The 18,130-nt window shown below is 40.1% G+C and carries 15 protein-coding genes; 2 read left to right on the top strand and 13 right to left on the bottom strand.

Annotated elements, in window-relative coordinates:
• Positions 1–57 precede the first annotated feature (57 nt).
• From MTBBW1_RS04595 to MTBBW1_RS04585, 3 genes are all read right to left on the bottom strand, one after another.
• Complete coding sequence (locus tag MTBBW1_RS04595; RefSeq protein ID WP_080799891.1) at positions 58–318, bottom strand: DUF433 domain-containing protein; 261 nt, start codon at positions 316–318, stop codon at positions 58–60.
• A 244-nt stretch (positions 319–562) separates the two neighbouring features.
• Entirely contained in the window at positions 563–1,903 is a 1,341-nt protein-coding gene (locus MTBBW1_RS04590; protein WP_080799888.1) for a TolC family protein, read from the bottom strand.
• Between the two features lie 35 nt (positions 1,904–1,938).
• Entirely contained in the window at positions 1,939–4,911 is a 2,973-nt protein-coding gene (locus tag MTBBW1_RS04585; RefSeq protein ID WP_186441080.1) for an ABC transporter substrate-binding protein, read from the bottom strand.
• A 469-nt stretch (positions 4,912–5,380) separates the two neighbouring features.
• On the opposite strand from MTBBW1_RS04585, the gene MTBBW1_RS04580 reads away from it, so the two are divergent.
• Positions 5,381–5,782: a PilZ domain-containing protein gene (locus MTBBW1_RS04580; protein ID WP_080799881.1), complete on the top strand. Its 402-nt coding sequence runs from the start codon at positions 5,381–5,383 to the stop codon at positions 5,780–5,782.
• Between the two features lie 197 nt (positions 5,783–5,979).
• On the opposite strand, the gene MTBBW1_RS04575 is transcribed toward MTBBW1_RS04580, so the two are convergent.
• From MTBBW1_RS04575 to MTBBW1_RS04525, 10 genes are all read right to left on the bottom strand, one after another.
• The gene (locus MTBBW1_RS04575) at positions 5,980–8,946 is read right to left on the bottom strand and encodes an ABC transporter substrate-binding protein (protein ID WP_186441079.1); all 2,967 of its coding nucleotides are present in this window, start codon (positions 8,944–8,946) and stop codon (positions 5,980–5,982) included.
• Positions 8,947–9,104: 158 nt separating this feature from the next.
• The gene (locus MTBBW1_RS04570; RefSeq protein ID WP_080801070.1) at positions 9,105–9,995 is read right to left on the bottom strand and encodes a phosphorothioated DNA-binding restriction endonuclease; all 891 of its coding nucleotides are present in this window, start codon (positions 9,993–9,995) and stop codon (positions 9,105–9,107) included.
• Between the two features lie 412 nt (positions 9,996–10,407).
• Positions 10,408–11,256: a hypothetical protein gene (locus MTBBW1_RS04560; RefSeq protein ID WP_080799870.1), complete on the bottom strand. Its 849-nt coding sequence runs from the start codon at positions 11,254–11,256 to the stop codon at positions 10,408–10,410.
• Between the two features lie 95 nt (positions 11,257–11,351).
• Positions 11,352–13,139, bottom strand: a complete 1,788-nt coding sequence (locus MTBBW1_RS04555; RefSeq protein ID WP_080799867.1) for a methyl-accepting chemotaxis protein — start codon at positions 13,137–13,139, stop codon at positions 11,352–11,354.
• Between the two features lie 15 nt (positions 13,140–13,154).
• Positions 13,155–13,910: an RNA ligase family protein gene (locus tag MTBBW1_RS04550; protein WP_222423986.1), complete on the bottom strand. Its 756-nt coding sequence runs from the start codon at positions 13,908–13,910 to the stop codon at positions 13,155–13,157.
• A gap of 105 nt (positions 13,911–14,015) precedes the next feature.
• On the bottom strand, positions 14,016–14,492 hold the full coding sequence (locus MTBBW1_RS04545) for a cache domain-containing protein (protein WP_186441078.1): 477 nt from the start codon (positions 14,490–14,492) through the stop codon (positions 14,016–14,018).
• 420 nt (positions 14,493–14,912) lie between these two features.
• Positions 14,913–15,320: a pepsin/retropepsin-like aspartic protease family protein gene (locus MTBBW1_RS04540; protein WP_080799863.1), complete on the bottom strand. Its 408-nt coding sequence runs from the start codon at positions 15,318–15,320 to the stop codon at positions 14,913–14,915.
• A gap of 6 nt (positions 15,321–15,326) precedes the next feature.
• Entirely contained in the window at positions 15,327–15,578 is a 252-nt protein-coding gene (locus MTBBW1_RS04535) for a hypothetical protein (RefSeq protein ID WP_222423985.1), read from the bottom strand.
• Between the two features lie 515 nt (positions 15,579–16,093).
• Positions 16,094–16,522, bottom strand: a complete 429-nt coding sequence (locus MTBBW1_RS04530; protein ID WP_080799861.1) for a response regulator — start codon at positions 16,520–16,522, stop codon at positions 16,094–16,096.
• Positions 16,523–16,535: 13 nt separating this feature from the next.
• Complete coding sequence (locus tag MTBBW1_RS04525) at positions 16,536–17,240, bottom strand: substrate-binding periplasmic protein (RefSeq protein ID WP_080799858.1); 705 nt, start codon at positions 17,238–17,240, stop codon at positions 16,536–16,538.
• 551 nt (positions 17,241–17,791) lie between these two features.
• On the opposite strand from MTBBW1_RS04525, the gene MTBBW1_RS04515 reads away from it, so the two are divergent.
• Positions 17,792–18,088 carry a helix-turn-helix transcriptional regulator gene (locus MTBBW1_RS04515; RefSeq protein ID WP_080799856.1) on the top strand — a complete coding sequence of 99 codons (297 nt, stop codon included), beginning with the start codon at positions 17,792–17,794 and terminating at the stop codon, positions 18,086–18,088.
• Positions 18,089–18,130: the final 42 nt, after the last annotated feature.

The raw sequence follows: 18,130 nt of genomic DNA, 5'->3' as shown, positions 1-18,130 counted from the left end.
TGTTCAAGAATATGCAGGAGTGTTCTGTGTAATTTTCAGGCATATCATTCTCCTTTATTATTTTTTATAGATCGGATTCATGACCACAGGAAAAACCTGTTCCTCTTCCACCAGAATGGCAACGTATGCAAATACAGCCTGGAAATCTTTTTCATCAAGTTCGGGATATTCTTCAAGAATCTCTGATTGAGATATTCCGTTTGATAATGATTTCAGAATCTGCTCCACTGTAATTCTTAAACCACAAATAGTAGGTTTTCCAAGCATTACGTTTGAATCTATAGTGATTCTTGAGAGCAGATCATTAGGTATAAACATTATTCATAACCTCATTTGAGTTAATTTTTTTTGGCATCCTTCATATCAGATTAAAGTAGTTTACACTTCTCCACCTCTCCAGTCATGGAGATGTGGCTGGGGGGTGAGGTTGCATGGCAACAATTTACTCCGGAGATTCAAAAAAGGATACAATAATCTCATCTTTTAAGTTTTTATGGTCTCATAAAAAAGTCTTTTATGACTGGAAAATTCTTTTGAAACCAGATTTTTTGCAGGCTAATCATTATTGGATATTGAAAAGCTCCAGTGAGAGTACTCCTGTTGTCTCCATAAGTGAGAACATGGCAAGGGATATATCTATTTTTGCAGCATAGCTGTCAGCCCTTGCATTGATAAGGGATGTCTCTCCGGAGAGGATATCCATAAGGGAGCGATTACCAAGTGCACGCTCTTTTCTGGCAAGTTCCAGAAAGCCTGCTGTAAGCCTTGCCTGCTCTGTCAAGGTCTCGGTTGTGGCCTGTGATGTTTTGAGACGATGCCAGGCCATGCGTGTAGCTTTTTCAATGGTTTTCTCCTGGTCTGCAACCTGATATTTTTCACGAAGAAGGTTATGTGTTGCTGCCTTTATTTTGTTTTTTTCAGTAAAACCAAGATTCAGGTTTTTTGTCATTGCGACCATTGCCTTATAGTCTCGGGTGGAGCCAAAAACGCTGTTGTAATTATCAGATGCCGAGGTTTCCAGGGTAAGATTGATATCAGGAAAAAGTGCGTTGTTTTTTTCACTTTTAAGGTCAATTTCAGCCATTGCCATGCGATTCCTGGCAAGTCGCAGATCAAGGTTTTTTTCCATTGCTGCCTGAAGTACAGGTTTAATATCTTCCGGTATGGGAACGCATCTTTCAGGATTAAGGGGGAACATGGCTGTGATGTTTTCAGGCAGAGTCCCAAAAATTTCAATGTACTCGCTCTCTGCCATGCGAAAATCACCCTCATTTTTAAGGCGCCTTGAAATGGCAGATGCAAGCTGGGATTTTGACTGAAGTACATCTGTTGTGTATCCGGAACCTTCTGCCACCCTTATCTCTTCGAGACCTGTCTGGCGCCTGATGTTCTCTTCGGAATCTAAGGAGAATTGAAGCACCATGTATGCGCGATGCAGTTTCTGATATGCAAGGGCAGCATCAAGGATAAATTTCTGGGTAACCTTTGCAAGGTTAAGCTCCTTGTCAATAAGATCCCTTCGTGCCCTCTCAATTGATGCATCTGTTTTGCCAAAATCCCACAGAAGCTGGTTCAGTTTAAGTATTATATTATTGTAGTGTTCAGGGTCTTCCTTGTCAATTTCATCTTCTCTTCCTGCTTCCAGTGTAAGATCCAAAGTAGGGTACCGTGCCCCAAAGCTTATGCGTATCTGTTCTCGGGATTGCTCAACAGCCTCCTTCGCTGTTTTGATCCTTTCATGCTCTGCCATCACAGGTTTGAGAATCCCGTAAAAATATGAGTTGCCGGAGGGAAATTCCGGCAGGGATACCAGAGACTCCCCAAAGCAGATGCCCATAAGGGAGAGAGTCAGGCAGCATAAGACTATAATGAAAATAATAATATTATGTTTACTGGAATTCATAGATGTATTGTTCTTTAACTATTTAAGGGTATTGATCATGCTTTTGCAAGATCAGGAGCAGCTCCGGTTTGAGAAGAGCTGTCAGCCGGCGGAAGTCCTTTTGCCTCTTTTTGCAAAGTTTCAGGCAGAGCGAGGGGATCTTCCACTGCATTAAAGGATATTCCTTCTGCTGTAAAACGCTCCCAGAGAGCATTCCATATGTTGCCCTTTATGCCAAACTGCTGTTTCCAGTCCGTGACCCAGAAGCGTATGACATATTCGGCCACCCATTTATTGACAACAGGTTTGATTCCCATAATCACATTTACAGGAGCCTTTACCTTGTTGATGCCCTCAATGTCGGCTATGGCCTCTTTTATATGCTTGTTGATAACCGATGGTTTATGCTTTGGCGAAACATGCAGGAATACATCTATTCTGAGGCTCTCTTTTCTTGAGTAGTTGACCACAACAGAATCTGCCACTTTTCCATTGGGAATTGAAACAACGTGCTGGGTAAGTGTCTCAAGCCTTATTGTACGCCATGTCATATCAACAACATTTACCGAGTCTATCTCGTTGATTTTTATCCAGTCCCCCACGGAAAATGGTCGTTCAAGGTTTATGATGATACCTGAAAAGACATTGGCAATGTTTCCCTGTACAGCAAGACCGACGATCATGGCGAAGAGACCGCTTGTGGCAAGCAGACTTGTAAGTGTCTGCTCCCATACAAATGCAACAATACCGCAGAATGCAAATGTAAATACAAGAGCTGCTGTAAAATGGCGGATCAGATTAGGAACTTTTCGTTTGGTTCTATCTTCAAGGGGTACCCACAGGAATCTTTCCAGTGCAATTACAACAAGGCCCGCAGGCATAATCCACCAGCACATGTCGTAATACATTATTATCTGCTGTATGTAGTGGATGGAGACATCATTGTTGATGGCGCTGTTTACAATGAGATTACCAAATGAGAGAAGCAGTGGAGGCCAGAATGCAAGGCGCATTAGCCAGGAGGATGTCCGCCAGAAAAAGCCGTGAAGCCGCCTGTCCATCAATCTTGCGGCAAGGCTGCCTATTATTCCGAAGATGCCTATATAAATAAGGTACTCTGCATTCACAAGAGAGCGGAAATCAATTCTGTCCTCACTGAAAATAGCAGCGTAATCAATTTTTGAAAATTCAGGTTCGGTTGTTCCATAACCTACATATGCAGGGCTTCCAAGCGTGGATGTTGTAAACATACTTTGGGAAAGGGATGCCTGGTCAATTCGCCATCCTGAGGTTGGACTTAAGGCACGTCTTTGTAAAAGCTGCTGTTTTAGTGTGATGCCCTTATCAAACTCCATTCCAAGTACATCAACAACATATACAACGTTGTTGCGATTCAGGTTCTGATGGTGAAAGGATAGCCCCATAACGTGCTGTCCGTAGGGAAGTTTTTTGTCCATAAAATCTATAAAAAAGGGTGCCTTTACCCTGTATCTTCTAAAGGAGATCTCTTTATTCTGGCTTGTTTCAATTGGCTCTTCAAGTTTTATCTCCTCAACAGCATTGAGAATATCAATATCTGCCGGATTAAACTTGCCCTGGTAGCGGAACCATATTGAAAAATCAAGTATTACCTGATTTTCATCCATTTTAAGGTCAGTAATGTTGTGAAGTTCAATGCCTGTGTAGATTACATTTGTTTTGTACATGAAACGGTCATTTACATAGAGCATTCTGCCGTTTTTAAGCTCTTCAAAGTAGTTGACAGAGCTGTTTGGACCAAGGGGCTGTAACTGTGTCGGTGCTGCAATTATATTGCGGCCGTTGTATATACCCACCTGAACCGAACGAAGCTGCTTGCTTCCGGATGGAGGGAAAAATGTTTTTCCTGTAATTCCTTCCATGGCTGTTTTTGGAGTGGTAAGGCTGTCAAGGTATTTTTTTATGCTTTTGCGGCAGGCTGCAACTGAAAAATCCAGTGGCTCATTTTTGTCACTCTTCTGTGCAATGATTCCCCGAATCACAAGACGTACAGCATCATAGGCATAGGCTGCAATCCAGTCAGGATCTGAGCCGTATTTTTCAAGAAACAGATTTTTGAACTGTTGGGCTTCACTTCCGGCTGTATCATAAAGAAGGGGAACAGAGACTATCATACTGTCAGTATAGGAAGGAAGGCTCTCTTTATCCTTTATCAGCGAAGCCACAGCTTCTGTAAATCCTGTTGTGGCAAGTGCATCTGTTCCCACAATTAGGCTTTTTATTCCAGCATCCCTTGCCTGCACCACAAAATGGGCAGCAGAGGAGGCATCCCCTGCAAAAAAGATGGTTCCCAGATCTTTTTTATCACGGATCTCTTCTATTATAGAGGCAATGGAAGCTTTCGGATACTCCTGCCTGAACTCATGTGTGTAATGGATTTTGGTTCCAAATCTTGCATAGATTGCCGAGAACTGTTTTTCCATCTCCCTGCCGCTGCCGGAATCTGAATGTATGATGGTTATGATTTTTTTGCCAAGGACATTGCGGACATAGTTTGCAATAAAACCAGTTTGCCTTGTTGCGTTGAATACGCTGGAGTAGAGCCATGGGTGACTATTTGATATGCCCGCCTCAATGGAGGAGGTATTGATCATTGTCATATCTGTATTTTGAAAGGCATTTGAAGCAGTGGAAGCAGCATCAGAGCTTATATGGCCTATCAGTGCAAGTATTTCGCTGCGCTCTATGAGATCCCGGGCAGCAGCTTCAACACCTTCCGGTGTGTGCTGGTCATCAAGCTGGACAACTTTAAGTATTCTGTTCTGGAATATCTGTGCCTGGTTGAATTCGTCAACAAAAAGATTGATTCCCTTTTCCATTGACGAACCTATTCCGGCTCCGACACCGGAAAAAGGTGCAACAAGTCCAATATATGAGATATCATCCTCTGATATTTTGAACCATGCATTTTTTACAATCAATGAGCTTATGATACTCAATACTATGATAATTACAATGATCAAAAGTAAAAAACGATATTGCTTGTTCACGTCCACTCCTTGATATTATTGGGTTTGAATCCTTTAGATGACAATGTTTATCCCAAAAAAGGCGTGAGTGTCAAGAAAACAGTCAATGATAATTCCCTTGACTTCATTAGAATGCCATTACATAATTCCTCAAAGTCGATACCTTATGATCTTGGAAGCCTTGTCAAAACTTTTTGAATCAAGATTAACAGGATAGTAATTGGGTTTAATTAACGTACCCAAACTCCCCCTCCCAAGTCTGTAAAATGTGGCTGGGGGCGAGATGAATGGGCAAGTTATTAAAAATCAATTCCATAAGGCAGGATTATCTACCCTGAACATCCTATCCCATCTTGGTTATCCTGATTCAGACAAATTCAATAATTGCTGAAAAAACACTAAGATGTCGATTTTGAGTAAGTCATATGTATTTATTCTCTTTATGATGGTCATTTAAGTATCTGAACAAAATCTTACAGAACAGGAGAAAATTGACAATGGTTGCCTTGCTGGATTTCTTCAGAAAAAAAAATACAAGCGAATTGCCGAGCGCCTTGGTATCAAATTGATTTTTCGCTTTGAATATGATGACAGGGAGCACATGGGCATCATAAAGGATATCTCCGTTAAGGGTTTTGGTTTTTCAGCAGCAAGGGAGATTGAGCCTGGCAAGGAGATTGATGCTGAGATTGTCCTTGGTTGCAGGGATTGTGATATGGACCTTAAAGAGTTTTCCATGAAGGAAAAAGCCCGCATAAAATGGGTTGGCCCAAATCGCTCCATGCAGCTTGTTGATTTTGACGCAGGTTGCGAATTTGTTGATCTAAATGAGATGAACCAGGAAAAGCTGAAAAAAATTCTTGATGTAATGGCACAACTTGCTGAAGAGTAGATAATCCATATTGGGGGCGGATGTGGATCTTGCAAATATCCCGTCAGTTTAAACTTGAAGAGGCACTATAGATTTCCAGAAAAATATTTTTTTACTCAAAAATTTATTTATATAACAGATAGTTAGGCTTTTTAATTGTCAATTTAATTATCTGGAATACTATACTTTCATTCTTTGTTGCATCCCTCACTGTTCAATCATATCCGCTTGCTGCTTATAACCCTCTGCACTGTTTTTATTAATTCATGAAACTCATGGGGTTTTGAGAGAAAGGCATCAATATCCTTATGAAATTTCCCCTTTTTCTCATCTTGGCTGCCGCTTGCATATCCTGTACTTAAAATTACAGGCAATTCAGGTCTGATTTTTTGTATGGCAGATATAAGCTGATTGCCGGACATTCCTGGCATGGCCATATCTGTTATCAGAAGATCAAATCCATCAGGATTTTCCCTAAATTTTTCAAGAGCTTCAAGGGGGTCTGTTTTTGTTGTTACTGTGTAACCGCTCCTTTCAAGTACCTCTTTTCCAATCTCTGCAATGGAAGCCTCATCATCAACAAAAAGGATTGTAACATTTTCACTGTTGCCTTCACTAAAATCTTTTTTTTCTGCTCTTTTTTCATTTGCCATGTAGATTTCAGGCTCTATGTTATGCTCAATGGTTGGCTCTGCTAAAGGTAAAAGTATCGTGAAAGTACTCCCTTCACCCTCCCTGCTTGCAACTGAAATTCCGCCCTTATGCTGGCGTACTATTCCATGTACCACAGCCAGACCAAATCCTGAACCCTCGTTCACAGGCTTGGTTGTGAAGTATGGGTCAAAAATACGGTCTATATTTTCCTCTGAAATGCCGTGTCCGGTGTCCTTTATTATGAGTATAGCATACTTTTGTTCCGGAAGATCACGAAACATTTCAGCAATATTTTTTCTTGTTAGCTGTTTGTCGTTTTTCTCCTCTCCTTTCTCCATGCTCTTTTTAAAATGGCTTTTGTGTTCAAGGTTGACGCTGCCGGAGATTATCTGAAGAAGACCACCATCCGGCATTGCATGGGTGGCATTGGCACACAGGTTGATTATGATCTGGCTCATCTGAGTAGGATCTGCAAGAATGGTCGGAGATTTTTCTGCAAGATTGAATTTTATATCAATTGTTGCAGGAAGTGATGATCTCAGGAGCTTAAGGGCATCAGTAATAACTGAATTGAGTTGGATCTCTATTTGTATTGGATCTGACTTTCTTGCAAAGTCAAGAAGCTGACGCACAACTTCCTTTGCCCTGAGACAGGCTGTTTTAATCTCGTTGAGGTTCTGTTCTATTGTGTGTATTTCATAAAGATAATCTCGGTTGCTCTCTTCATGGTAGTGTTGAAGTTGGTTTGTGTCAATATCAGAAGAGCCGAAGGTACTCTTTTGAAAGGATTTTCTGCCATCAATATCATTTTTGTTGTTTCTTGTGCTATCCAGATAGCTATGTGGGTATATGTTCATCATGGCAAGCTCTGCATTACCAAGAATAATGCCCATTATATTGTTGAAATCATGTGCGATTCCACCTGCAAGGGTTCCTATTGATTCCATTTTGCGAGATTGATGAAGCTGAATCTCAAGGCTGGTTTTCTCCTTCTGGTCAAGTACCCTCTGTGTGATATCGGAAATAAACCCTTCAATAAACATAGGTTCCCCTGTATCCGAAAATATTTGAATACCCTTTTCAAACAGGTTCTTTTCTTTATTGTCTTTTGTTATTATTCTATATTCAAGTTCATAGGGTAACTGCTGTTCAATTGCGCTGGTTATGTGTTTTCCGACCATTTTACGATCATCAGGATGGATAATCTCCTTGAATGTCATCACATCACTGTTGATCAGTTCATCAGGGGTGTATCCTGTCAATGAATATACACCCTCGCTTATATAGACCATTGTCCATTGATTTTCCTTATTTTTACATCTAAAAGCAATGCCCGGCAGGTTGGCAAGAAGGGTTGAAATCTCCCGTCGTGATTCTCTGTAAGCATTTTCCACCTTTTTTCTCTCTTTAATCTCCTTTTGGAGCTTTTTTGTGAGGTAGAGAAGAGATATTGAAATAACTGTAAAAATAATGGTAGCAGGGGCAAGGAAGATAAGAGCCCATCGCATCCATCTGTAATCGTTTTCAGGGTTGAGATTGTAAATAAATTCATCTATGGGATACGAAGGTTGCAGCATGCCAAGTCTGGCATATGTGTTTGCAATGTGTCTCCATCGTCCAGGGTTCATGTGCCCGATTTCAATTAGATCAGGCAGCATGATTCCTCTTATGGCTTCGGCCTCAAAAAGCAAATGTTCCCTTGTCTTTGAAACTCCATATTCCAGGATAATGATATCAACAAGCTCCTCTGTGTGCTGCATGGCATATTCCCATCCCTTAATGGAAGCTGTCAAAAATGACCTTACCCGTTCTGGATGTTTTTTTGCTTCACTGTCGGTTGTAAAGAGGCAGTCACTGTAAAAATCGACACCATATGTGGATGGTCTTATTATGTTGGCTCTAACACCAAGTTGCTGCATATGCCACGGTTCATTAGTCAGATATGCAGTTACAGCATCTGTTTTGCCTTCAATAAGATCATTTATGTTATAGGACTGGTCAAGGCGCTCTATGCTATCCAAGGAGACATTTTCGTTTAAGAGAACAGCAAGAATATCGGCATCCTTGTTTTCCGGAAGCATCATTACCCGTTTGCCGATAAGCTGCTGGGGATTGGATATACCGGAATCCGCCCGTGTAATCAAAACCGAGGGTGAATGCTGAAAAATAGGCGCAAGAACCACAAACGGCTCCCCTTCAGCTTTGTGCAGAAGAAGCTCTGCTCCGGCAATACCATATTGTGCTCTGTTGCTTAAAACCTCTTCCCTGGCAAATTTACCTTCTCCTCCTTCATTGATTTTTACATCAAGACCTGCGACCTCATAGTAGCCTTTATGTAGTGCTGCATAGTATCCAGCAAACTGGAACTGGTGTTTCCAGGCAAGCTGAAGCGTGACTGTTTCCAGACTGTTTTTACAAAATGCCGTTGTCTGAAACAAGATGGAAAACATAATCCATGTAATAATTATAACAGGCACTCTTTGATAAAAGGTTGCTGAATATTCGGGGGTGTAGTTATGTTTTATAAGCAATTGTGTTCTCCAGAAAAGCTTGGGGCTGGTCATCATGAGTTGTGTAGTAAAAATTTATGTTTGGCCTAATCTGGTGATATTGTCAAGTTTTTCGCATAAATGTCAGGGGTGTTGTTTTTTTGAGGGGATGTGGGAGGATGTTTTTATCCAGGCAATTTTTAATGGTGCCTTTCATAGCCTTGAAAGACTTCTTTTACATGCCATGAGAGAAATCGAGGTTCAGGAAAAAACGAAGGTCTCTGGGGATCAGTTATTCTTTTTCCATGAAAAGCCATCAGCCATTCATTAAACCCCTTTGTACCGTATGCCCTGTCCGAGACCATGATTTTCATATCATTGGACAGAGTGAAAGCCCCTCTGTCAAAAAGTTTATGATGCAGAGCGCATAATGCAATTCCATTCTCTTCACTGTCAGGACCTCCTGCTTGATGCCATTTAATGTGGGCAGCTTCAAGTGCTACAATAGAATTGCCGACTCTTACGTTAAATCCGCAGACAGCGCACTGATATTCATAAGCATTCAGTATTTTTTCCCTGAAGTTGGGATCACGGCGTTTTTTTGTGCTGAAGTCAGACTCAAGGTCAAGCCCGATTGCCAGCAAAATATCTTCATGTATTGAGGATGGAAAATTTTTGTCCAATATGGATGAGACGATTATTGGTATTTGATCTTGGTTTGACATCAGGAATTCATATACATCCTGAGAAAATCCACCATGTACATCAAATTTGACAAGATCGCTTTTTTTAGCATCTCCTTTGCCGATTTTACCGGCAAAAGAGCTTGTGTTTGTCAGCTCCCAAAGCCCATCATGTTGTAGTCGCCAGAAAGGGTATTGAGTATGATAGCTTTTTCTTGCAGGGCCAAACTCTATAAGAAGTTGTTTCAGTTTTTGATCTATATCGGAAAAGCTGATAAACCTGTTTTTACTTTCGATGCAATGTGCAATAGTAAGCAGGATAAGCAGTGGTTTGTGCGGAGCTCTCTGTCCACCCTTTTTCCACATGGAAATATTATCGAAAAGTTTTTTGGCGGTGGTGACATTCATATTACTGAATTTTTTGGTTTTAAGCATAATGAAAATTTAATACTCAAAATCGGCCATCCCTTTATTTATTGCATATGTCTGAATAAATGGAATAATTTTGTATTCTTCAAAGCAGTACAGGGCTTCAGCCCGGAATAGTAAGAGGGCCGTCAAAAAAAGAATTTGAACAATTATGGCATCAATAAAAAACATCCCTTGTATCAAATAAAAAGTCGTTTGCACTATTCGAAAAATATTTAACCATATAGATGATTTAAGGATTAACATGATGACAAATCATTAAAATCCTGTTTCAAAAAAAATGTAAACCGATAAATGAAACATGCCCAATAAGGCATCTACATATAGTCTGAAAAGATTTTTGCACTTTGTGCCTTACTTGTTGTGATTGCCCTAACCTGTATGGCGTTTTTTAGTTTTCAATCTGTTGCCACATTTTTTCAAGATGATTATAGATATTTTGAAGTTCATTAACATCTTTTGAAAGCAATTCTTCTTTTGGAGATACAGGTTGTTTCAGGATTTGTTGAAGCAACTGGATTTTCCCTGAAAGTTCACCTTCTTTGCGACCTTCCAGTCGTCCTTCCAGTCGTCCTTCTTTGCGTCCTTTCTGTTCACCAAGGAGAAATTGACCATAATATTCCGGATAATATTCTTTAACAAACATCTCTTTTGTATAAGGCATCTCAACCCCCTCTAAGCCATAGTAATCATAAAGTTTGTATAGATAACCACTGATATTTTTCAGCAGCCAAACATCCTTTTGCAGGCGTTCTCTGCTCTTCATAATCTGTTCTGTATTATTAGAAAAAAGCCCAAGTACTGGATGGTTGGAGTCTTTTGTAATTATGAAGCGTACCGGAGTCAGAACCTTGCAATCATAAATTTTGTTTTTTACAATGCATTCAATAAGGCCAGTACCTTTAAATCTGTTAAACAGTGTTTCAGGAAAATGGTTTGTGACAGCATAGAGGTTTATGTTGTCACCACTTTTAAGATTTTTGATTTTTTTATAGTTTGTGAAATGCCCATAAAATTCTTCAAGTGCGTCCATATTAAAAACTTCATGAAAGGATTTGAATGAGATAAGATTGTGTTCATTGAGATTTTCAAAACCCTCATAATAATCAGGATTAACGTCATCAAAAAAGAGAGGTAACTTTTTATATACAACCACCACATCAAGAAGCTGTTTTTTTAAAGAGAGATCAAACTCAACAGTGACCTCACATCCAAGTTTTTCAAAAAGAGGTGTAATCATCAAACCGAGTAATCGGTGCCAGTTGACTCTTTCTTCGTGACTATTTGTTTCGATGTTGTTTTCCATAAAGGCAATATAATGAGAATTGAGGTTGCTTACAAGTGGGATACTTTTCCGTTGATCAGAAGAGTAAGTTTTGTCACATAGTCCTTGAGATGCTCAGACTGCGAGTGCATCTCGTCTGATGCAGAGGCTGACTCTTCTGCATTGGCAGCATTGTCCTGAACTGTTCTGTTAATCTCATCAATTGCTTTGTCTATCTGTTCAATGCCGTTGGACTGGGTGGATGAGAGTTTGTCAATATTGTTAAGGATTTTAGCTGTTTCTGCCGTGGTCTCCTGAACCTGACTGAATGCCGTCCTGGTTGTGGAAACAATATCATGGCCGTTTTTGACCTTGTTAAGAGTGCCTTCTATTATTGATGCTGTGCTTTTTGCAGCATCTGAAGCCTGGATGGATAAATTTCTCACTTCATCGGCAACAACTGCAAACCCTGCACCGGCTTCCCCTGCTCTTGCAGCTTCCACAGCAGCATTAAGTGCAAGAAGATTGGTACGAAATGCAATTGTCTCTATGGTTTTTATGATTCTTGAAGTGTCATTGGTTGCCTCTGATATGGCATTCATGGAGAGTGTAAGCTGTTCCATTGAATCATAGGTTTTTTTTGCAAGATCAGATACCTTTTCCATCATGCTGTTTGCCCTGCCTGCATTTTGAGCACTTGTGCGGGTCATGGATGCCACCTCTTTCATGGATGAGTTGCACTCCTCAATGGCGGCTGCCTGTTCAGATGCACTTTTGGCCATCAACTGACTTGAAGATGCAACATGGCCGGATGCCTGTGCCACCTGTTCCGCTCCCTGTTTCATCCCCTCTGTAATTGTGTTAATGGGTTTTGTTATGCTGCGTGCAATCAGAAATCCAAGAATAAGCAGGGCTGCACTTATGGTGCATATGGCAACGATTGTTATTGAATTTGCAAAATCAAGTTCTTCTGATACAGACCCAGTGGCAATGGTTACAAGTTTCTCTGCATTGCTGTTCATCTTTTCATTGATTGCCAGGAGTTCTGTTTTCCGGTTTTCCCTGTTATCCCAGAAGGTATAGAGTGATTCAAGAAGAGGTGCTATTGCTTCAAGCTCTTTTTCCACATCAGCCCAGCATCCGGAATACTGCTCTTCATTGACAACTCCTGCCTGCGCTCCTGTATTGACTCTTTTTTCGTTGAGTCTTTTTAAAAGATTTTCCCTTTTTTTGATAAATGCCTCGCCGTCATTATCAAGCAGAAGCTGCTGAACAGTTACAACCATTGTCTGGAAATTGCCAAGAAACTGGCTGGCCTGATCACGCAATTGAGCCTTTGGCTGGGGCAGCTCTTCCACCATCAGGGATAGCTCCATCTCCTCTTCGTTCAGCAGGTTTATCATTTTTTGTATATGTTCGTTGCCAGCATTAAAGTGTGCCGTTATTTTCTTGACAAGTCCATTGAGATCTTTAACCTGGGGTATGAGCTTTTCAAGGAGATCAAGGTGTTGTTTTTGCAGATCCCTGGTATTTTTGAGAAGATCATTAATTTCGGGATCGACATTTTCCTGTTCTGAGGCATCTATGGTTTTCTGTAGCTCCATGAGGTGCTTTTCGATTAGGGGTGGGATTGAGTTATCACTTGAGTTGATATATTTACCTTCCAGCATACAGATCTGAAGAACCTTCTGAATAATTGTATTACCTGACTGACTTGAAACAATGGCTTTTCTGCTGTTGGACGAGACATGGAAAATGATTGTTGCAAGAAGTATGATTCCTGTAATTCCCAGAAGTGATATTATCAGTATTTTGGGAAACAGGCCCTGGGGCAGTAGCGCAAATCGTCTTTTTTTCATGGTCTCTTTTTTTTCCTATGCAAAATCCTGCATTTTGATTTTTGCGATGACCCGTTCTCCCCGTCTGTTGAAAAGCTCAACTTCAGGACGCATTACAATGCCTTCGGGAGGTGTTTTTCTAAGTTTTGAAGTAAAGCCGTTTTTTACCATTTCAACACCTTCAATAAGTGTCCCCTTTCCAACAATGGGAACTGCCTCTATGTTAAGCTTTGCCGCAATATCCTCGACATTATGGCGTTCAAGCCACATATCTTCGATATTGACATCAAAAAGGATAAAGCTGACACCGTCGGGTATGTAGTTGCCGCCACCTTTTTGTATTTTTGCCCCATAGCCCTCTCCGTAGAGGCACAAAGGTGGAAGTTCACAGTTTTTGAATGTGTCCGGCTTGAAAAGCTCTTCAAGTTTTTTCAGAAGATGCGGAGGTGTTTCAGCTCTGTCTGTCTTACCAAAAAAGCTTAAGCTGTCTCCATCCCACTGGACACGGATGTTGGTCCCGTCAACTTTTTCTGTAAAAATCCACATGTTTTTTTTAAGATACTCAAATTCAGGTTTTGCAAATGTTCCTTCAAGCAATGACTTATATTTTGTTTCAGGATCCCTTAGAAATACGGTTTGAATTTTGTGGTATGCTTTCATTGCTGTGTCTCCGGTTTCCCTGTTGTCCCGAAACCCTGACTTATTATTTACAGTGGAAAAAGATACATTGTTTCCATAGTCGGGGGGTGGCCGGACTCTGCCCATGACGGTTTGCCGTGGAAATGGATGCATTATTTCCATGATCGGGGGTGACTGAGCGTTAGTTATGTCCGTTTACACAAATTTCCAGGGGTATGCTTTTTTGTGGGCGTTGTCAGTGGTTTCGGGATATAATAATTATTTTACTTTGTCGCCGTAAATACCTGCAAACACAACAAGGTCACCGGCTTGTTCAAAGTAGCAGTTTTTTGTATAGACACCTTCTGCATTTGGTTTTTTCCAGTGATAATCAAACCAGCCACTGTTGGTTCCTGCCTTTATTTTTTCAAAAAGAGCGGGATACCAGGGTTGTTTGCTGACAGGGTCCTTTAGACCCATAAGATTTTTTCCTATGAATTTTGGCTGTGGGCCATGTGCAACTATGGTTGCCTCAAGATCCATAATATAGACATATGTGTCTTTCCAGACAAATGGACCTGAGTTGTCATTCACAAGTTTAATGGCTTCATCAGCGCCTTTCTCCTTTATGATTGCAGCAACTTCTCCGCATTTCTGGATACACTCTTCCTTTGTGGCAAGTTCCTCTGATGTTGCAATTTGTGATACAAAAACAGACAGTACCAAGATGACAGTAAACCATTTGAAACTTTTCATGTTTTTCTCCTTTGCAAAAGTTGTTGTGTTGTTTTCATGCCGCATATGGCATTGAGGAAAAATTGAATGCCAATAAGTGATATATGTGTCAACTTTGAATATGTTAGGAATGAGGACGAAATAATTTCCCAATTTGATATCGAGATGCACCGCTATTCAACGGTGGACCAAAATGAAATGTCCAAGTTATTTCATCTCTGTTCCTTAACTCAAGAGTCGTAACTTCTCATGTAAGCCACCATATATTGTATTTTGATTCGTTTTAAAAATACTATGAGTGGTGGCTACTGAAAGAATTTATGACTGACGAGTTCCTTAAAGTAGTCGGACATATATTTTTTCCTCTTTACCTAAGTGGGGTGCCCTGGAAATTTCAGAGTATATCCAAATCATAACCGGAAAAAACTTTAGTCCATGTCCTTACATAGATTTCTGCTTGATTTCAAATTCGAGTTTTGATCGGTAAAAGCACACATCAAATTCCATAAAAAAATTTACTTGCCCGAGAATTAAAGGGATATTATCATTTTTGACCCACGCAAATGCCAGTCTTACAGGTTCAAAGTCTCCTATCGTTGCCTTTAATGCCAAAGGAATCCCCATGGATTTTGCCAGATTACCTGCAAGATGAATATTTGCTTTTCTGTCATCCCAGAGTTCTCCCAACCGGATGCCGATTTGATAAGGAAGTACGTTTATTGTTGCCCCGCTGTCAACTAAACCCGAGGCTGTAACCTGTTGGTTTTTGGAACTTAGTGACAATATTAAACGGGGGAGGCTGTCCAATTCGTTCTGTGCTGGATCGACTATAGTGTATTTGACCTTCATATTTTTTCAGACTTCTGTATCTGGTTGTTTTAGCTTTTCTATTAATATCTCAGCAGCGCCAAATGTGTTATAAGGTGTTGGTAAGTCATAAATTTTATCAGGTTCAAAAGGAAACATATATTTGTTTTTATCAAGGTCTTCAGCAAGAATGCGAATCAGCTTGAGTTTGTCAACTGGTGTGAGCTGCCTGACCGAAGGCAGAATTCCGTCCAGAGTGTCCATTATTTGAGTGTTTTTGAGAACATGTGCTGTTTCCATAAAAATAAATTCCTGTTACTTGATGGTTCGCCTGTCAAATGTCTGTAGTTGCTTGATTATATTGTCGATTATTTTTGCACGAGAATTTTATGATATTTTATTTTAAAATCTCCATAATATATTGATATGTCATGGCTTTCATGAATCGTTGTGATGCCCTCGCAAACGTGAAGGTTTATTCAAAAGCAAATATAGTTTTCCAGATAGTTAAATTGCAAGCACAATGTAGGGGCAACCCTATGTGGTTGCCCTTCAGAGTTGATCTGAAAAAATATTTTTCTGGAAGTCTATAGTTATGGAGAAGTCTGCTCGAATGGCGTTAAATTACTCAAAAACGACACCTATGACCTTATGAGCCTTGTTAATACTGTCTGAATCAGGATGCCCAGGATAACCAGGATTTACAGGATAAAAATCTTGAGCATCCTGTAAATCCTGGTTATCCTGATTCAGACAAATGCAATAAATGCCAAAAAAGCCAACAAGATGTCGATTTTGAGTAAATTAAGGGAGCCTTACCATCCCCGACGATTTATTATGTTTTCCATTTCAGCCTTACGGATACGTTCTTCATGTTTCTGTTTAATTTCAACGGCCTCAGTAATTTTGGAAGTAAGCAGCTCCATGTCTGCCGGTTTCAGCAGGAAATCAAAGGCGCCTTGCTTCATGCCTTCAATGGCATTTTTGACAGTGGCATGACCTGTTAGCATTATCACCTGGGTTAGAGGCATCTTTTGATGAATTTTTTTTAAAACATCAATGCCTGATATGCCTGGCATCATAATGTCAAGCAGAATCACATCAAAATTTTTATCATTGCACAGTTGCAGTGCCCGTTCCCCGGAATATGCCCTGGTTACCTGAAAGTTTCTCAGGGCAAGACGTTCTGCAAGTGTATCGACAAATTCCTCTTCATCATCCACAAGAAGCAGCCTTGTGTTCATTGCTTCTCTCCTCTTAATGGGTACATTGTCCTATGGCATCATTGAGTTTTTCCATAAAGTCACTATGTTTTTCAAGATATTGTTTTGAGATATATACTCCCATGGGTTTATGAAGCTCCTTGAATGAGTGAATTGTATCTCCTATGCCCATTTTTTCTAATGCATCATCAAAAACAGTGTTGCTGCCAAATGCAGCATCAATTCTGTCAACCTGGAGTTGCTTGATCAGCTGTTCCACACTTTGTGGGTCAGCTTTAACTATATAATCGTTATTTTTGAGCCATTTAAGGGAGTTTGAACCAAACCAGCTTCCTGTTCTGGCCTCTTTTTTGAAGTTTTCTGATTTGGGGTCAAATTTGCTTGATTTTAACAGGTACCAGCTCCAGTATTGATCAACAACAACAGAAGATAGGGTTGCATATTCGTCCCTTGCACTGTTTTGTGATGCGGAAAAGAAACCATCAGCTTTGCCTTGTTTTGTCAATTCCTGTGCTCTTTTCCAGGGTACCACCTTGATCTCAAAGGGGATACCCATTTTTTCAAGGGCACATTGCATAACTTTTACAGCAATTCCGTCTGGTTCTCCCTTGTCATTTGCAAATTCAAAAGGAGCACGTTCGTCAGTCATCAAAAGAAGTTTTTCATCGGAAGCATTTACATTAAAAGAGATAATCAGGGCGCATATTGTAAAAATAAAATTAACAAATAGATGTTTCATCTTGATCTCCTTTTTTGTGATTTCAGGGTAAATAATGGCGAAAAACAGGAACTGCGGATGGAAGATGTTCTCTCCCTTTAATATTTTTGCAGAATAACATATTGCTCAAAAAAAATCAAAAGGAATGAGAAAAATATCGACACATTTATTATTGGTGCTGGATATATCCACTTGTTTTTTACCCTTTAAAGACGTATTTGTTTAAAGTATGAATAAAGTTATATTTTCCAAAAAAGTCCAGAAGCAGCTTATGAAATTACCTTGCCATATTGTAAGAAAATTACAGATTTGGGCTGGACAGGTTGAAGATATTGGGATTACAGGTTTAAGAAGATATATTGGTTATCATGATGAACCTTTGAAAGGGGATAGAAAAGGGCAAAGGTCAATCAGATTATCCAAATCGTACAGGGCTTTTTATGTCGAACATGAAAATAAAATTATCATAGAGGTTTTATATGAAAGTCTCGGTAACAGCCTGTTTTTAAAACGACTTTCATCTTTTCGATTGTGGCGGTCATCAGCCATGTACGTTATAGAGGTGAATAAACATGAGTACTGAATATGGAATCAAGGAACTTCAAAGAGATTATGGCGTTCTGACGTTCGGCAATGCTCTTGAATCTTTCAGAAAGTGTGAGGAGTTTTCCCGGAAAGAATTTGCCTTGATGCTCGGAATATCTTCGCAAAGCCTATGTGAGATTGAGAAAGGAAGGCGTATTCCATCACCCAGCCATGCAGTAAAGATTGCAAGATTGATTCAGCAACCCGTACAATTCTGGTTGCAGTTAGCATTGCAGGATATGTTAAGGCAGGAAAACCTTGACTATATCGTATCAGTTGCTTAAACCCTGTTGACTCCATGGCATTTAAAAACAAAAAGAAGGTAA

The organism is Desulfamplus magnetovallimortis (assembly GCF_900170035.1).
Taxonomy (GTDB): domain Bacteria; phylum Desulfobacterota; class Desulfobacteria; order Desulfobacterales; family Desulfobacteraceae; genus Desulfamplus; species Desulfamplus magnetovallimortis.
This window is presented reverse-complemented; position numbering and strand designations above follow the sequence as displayed.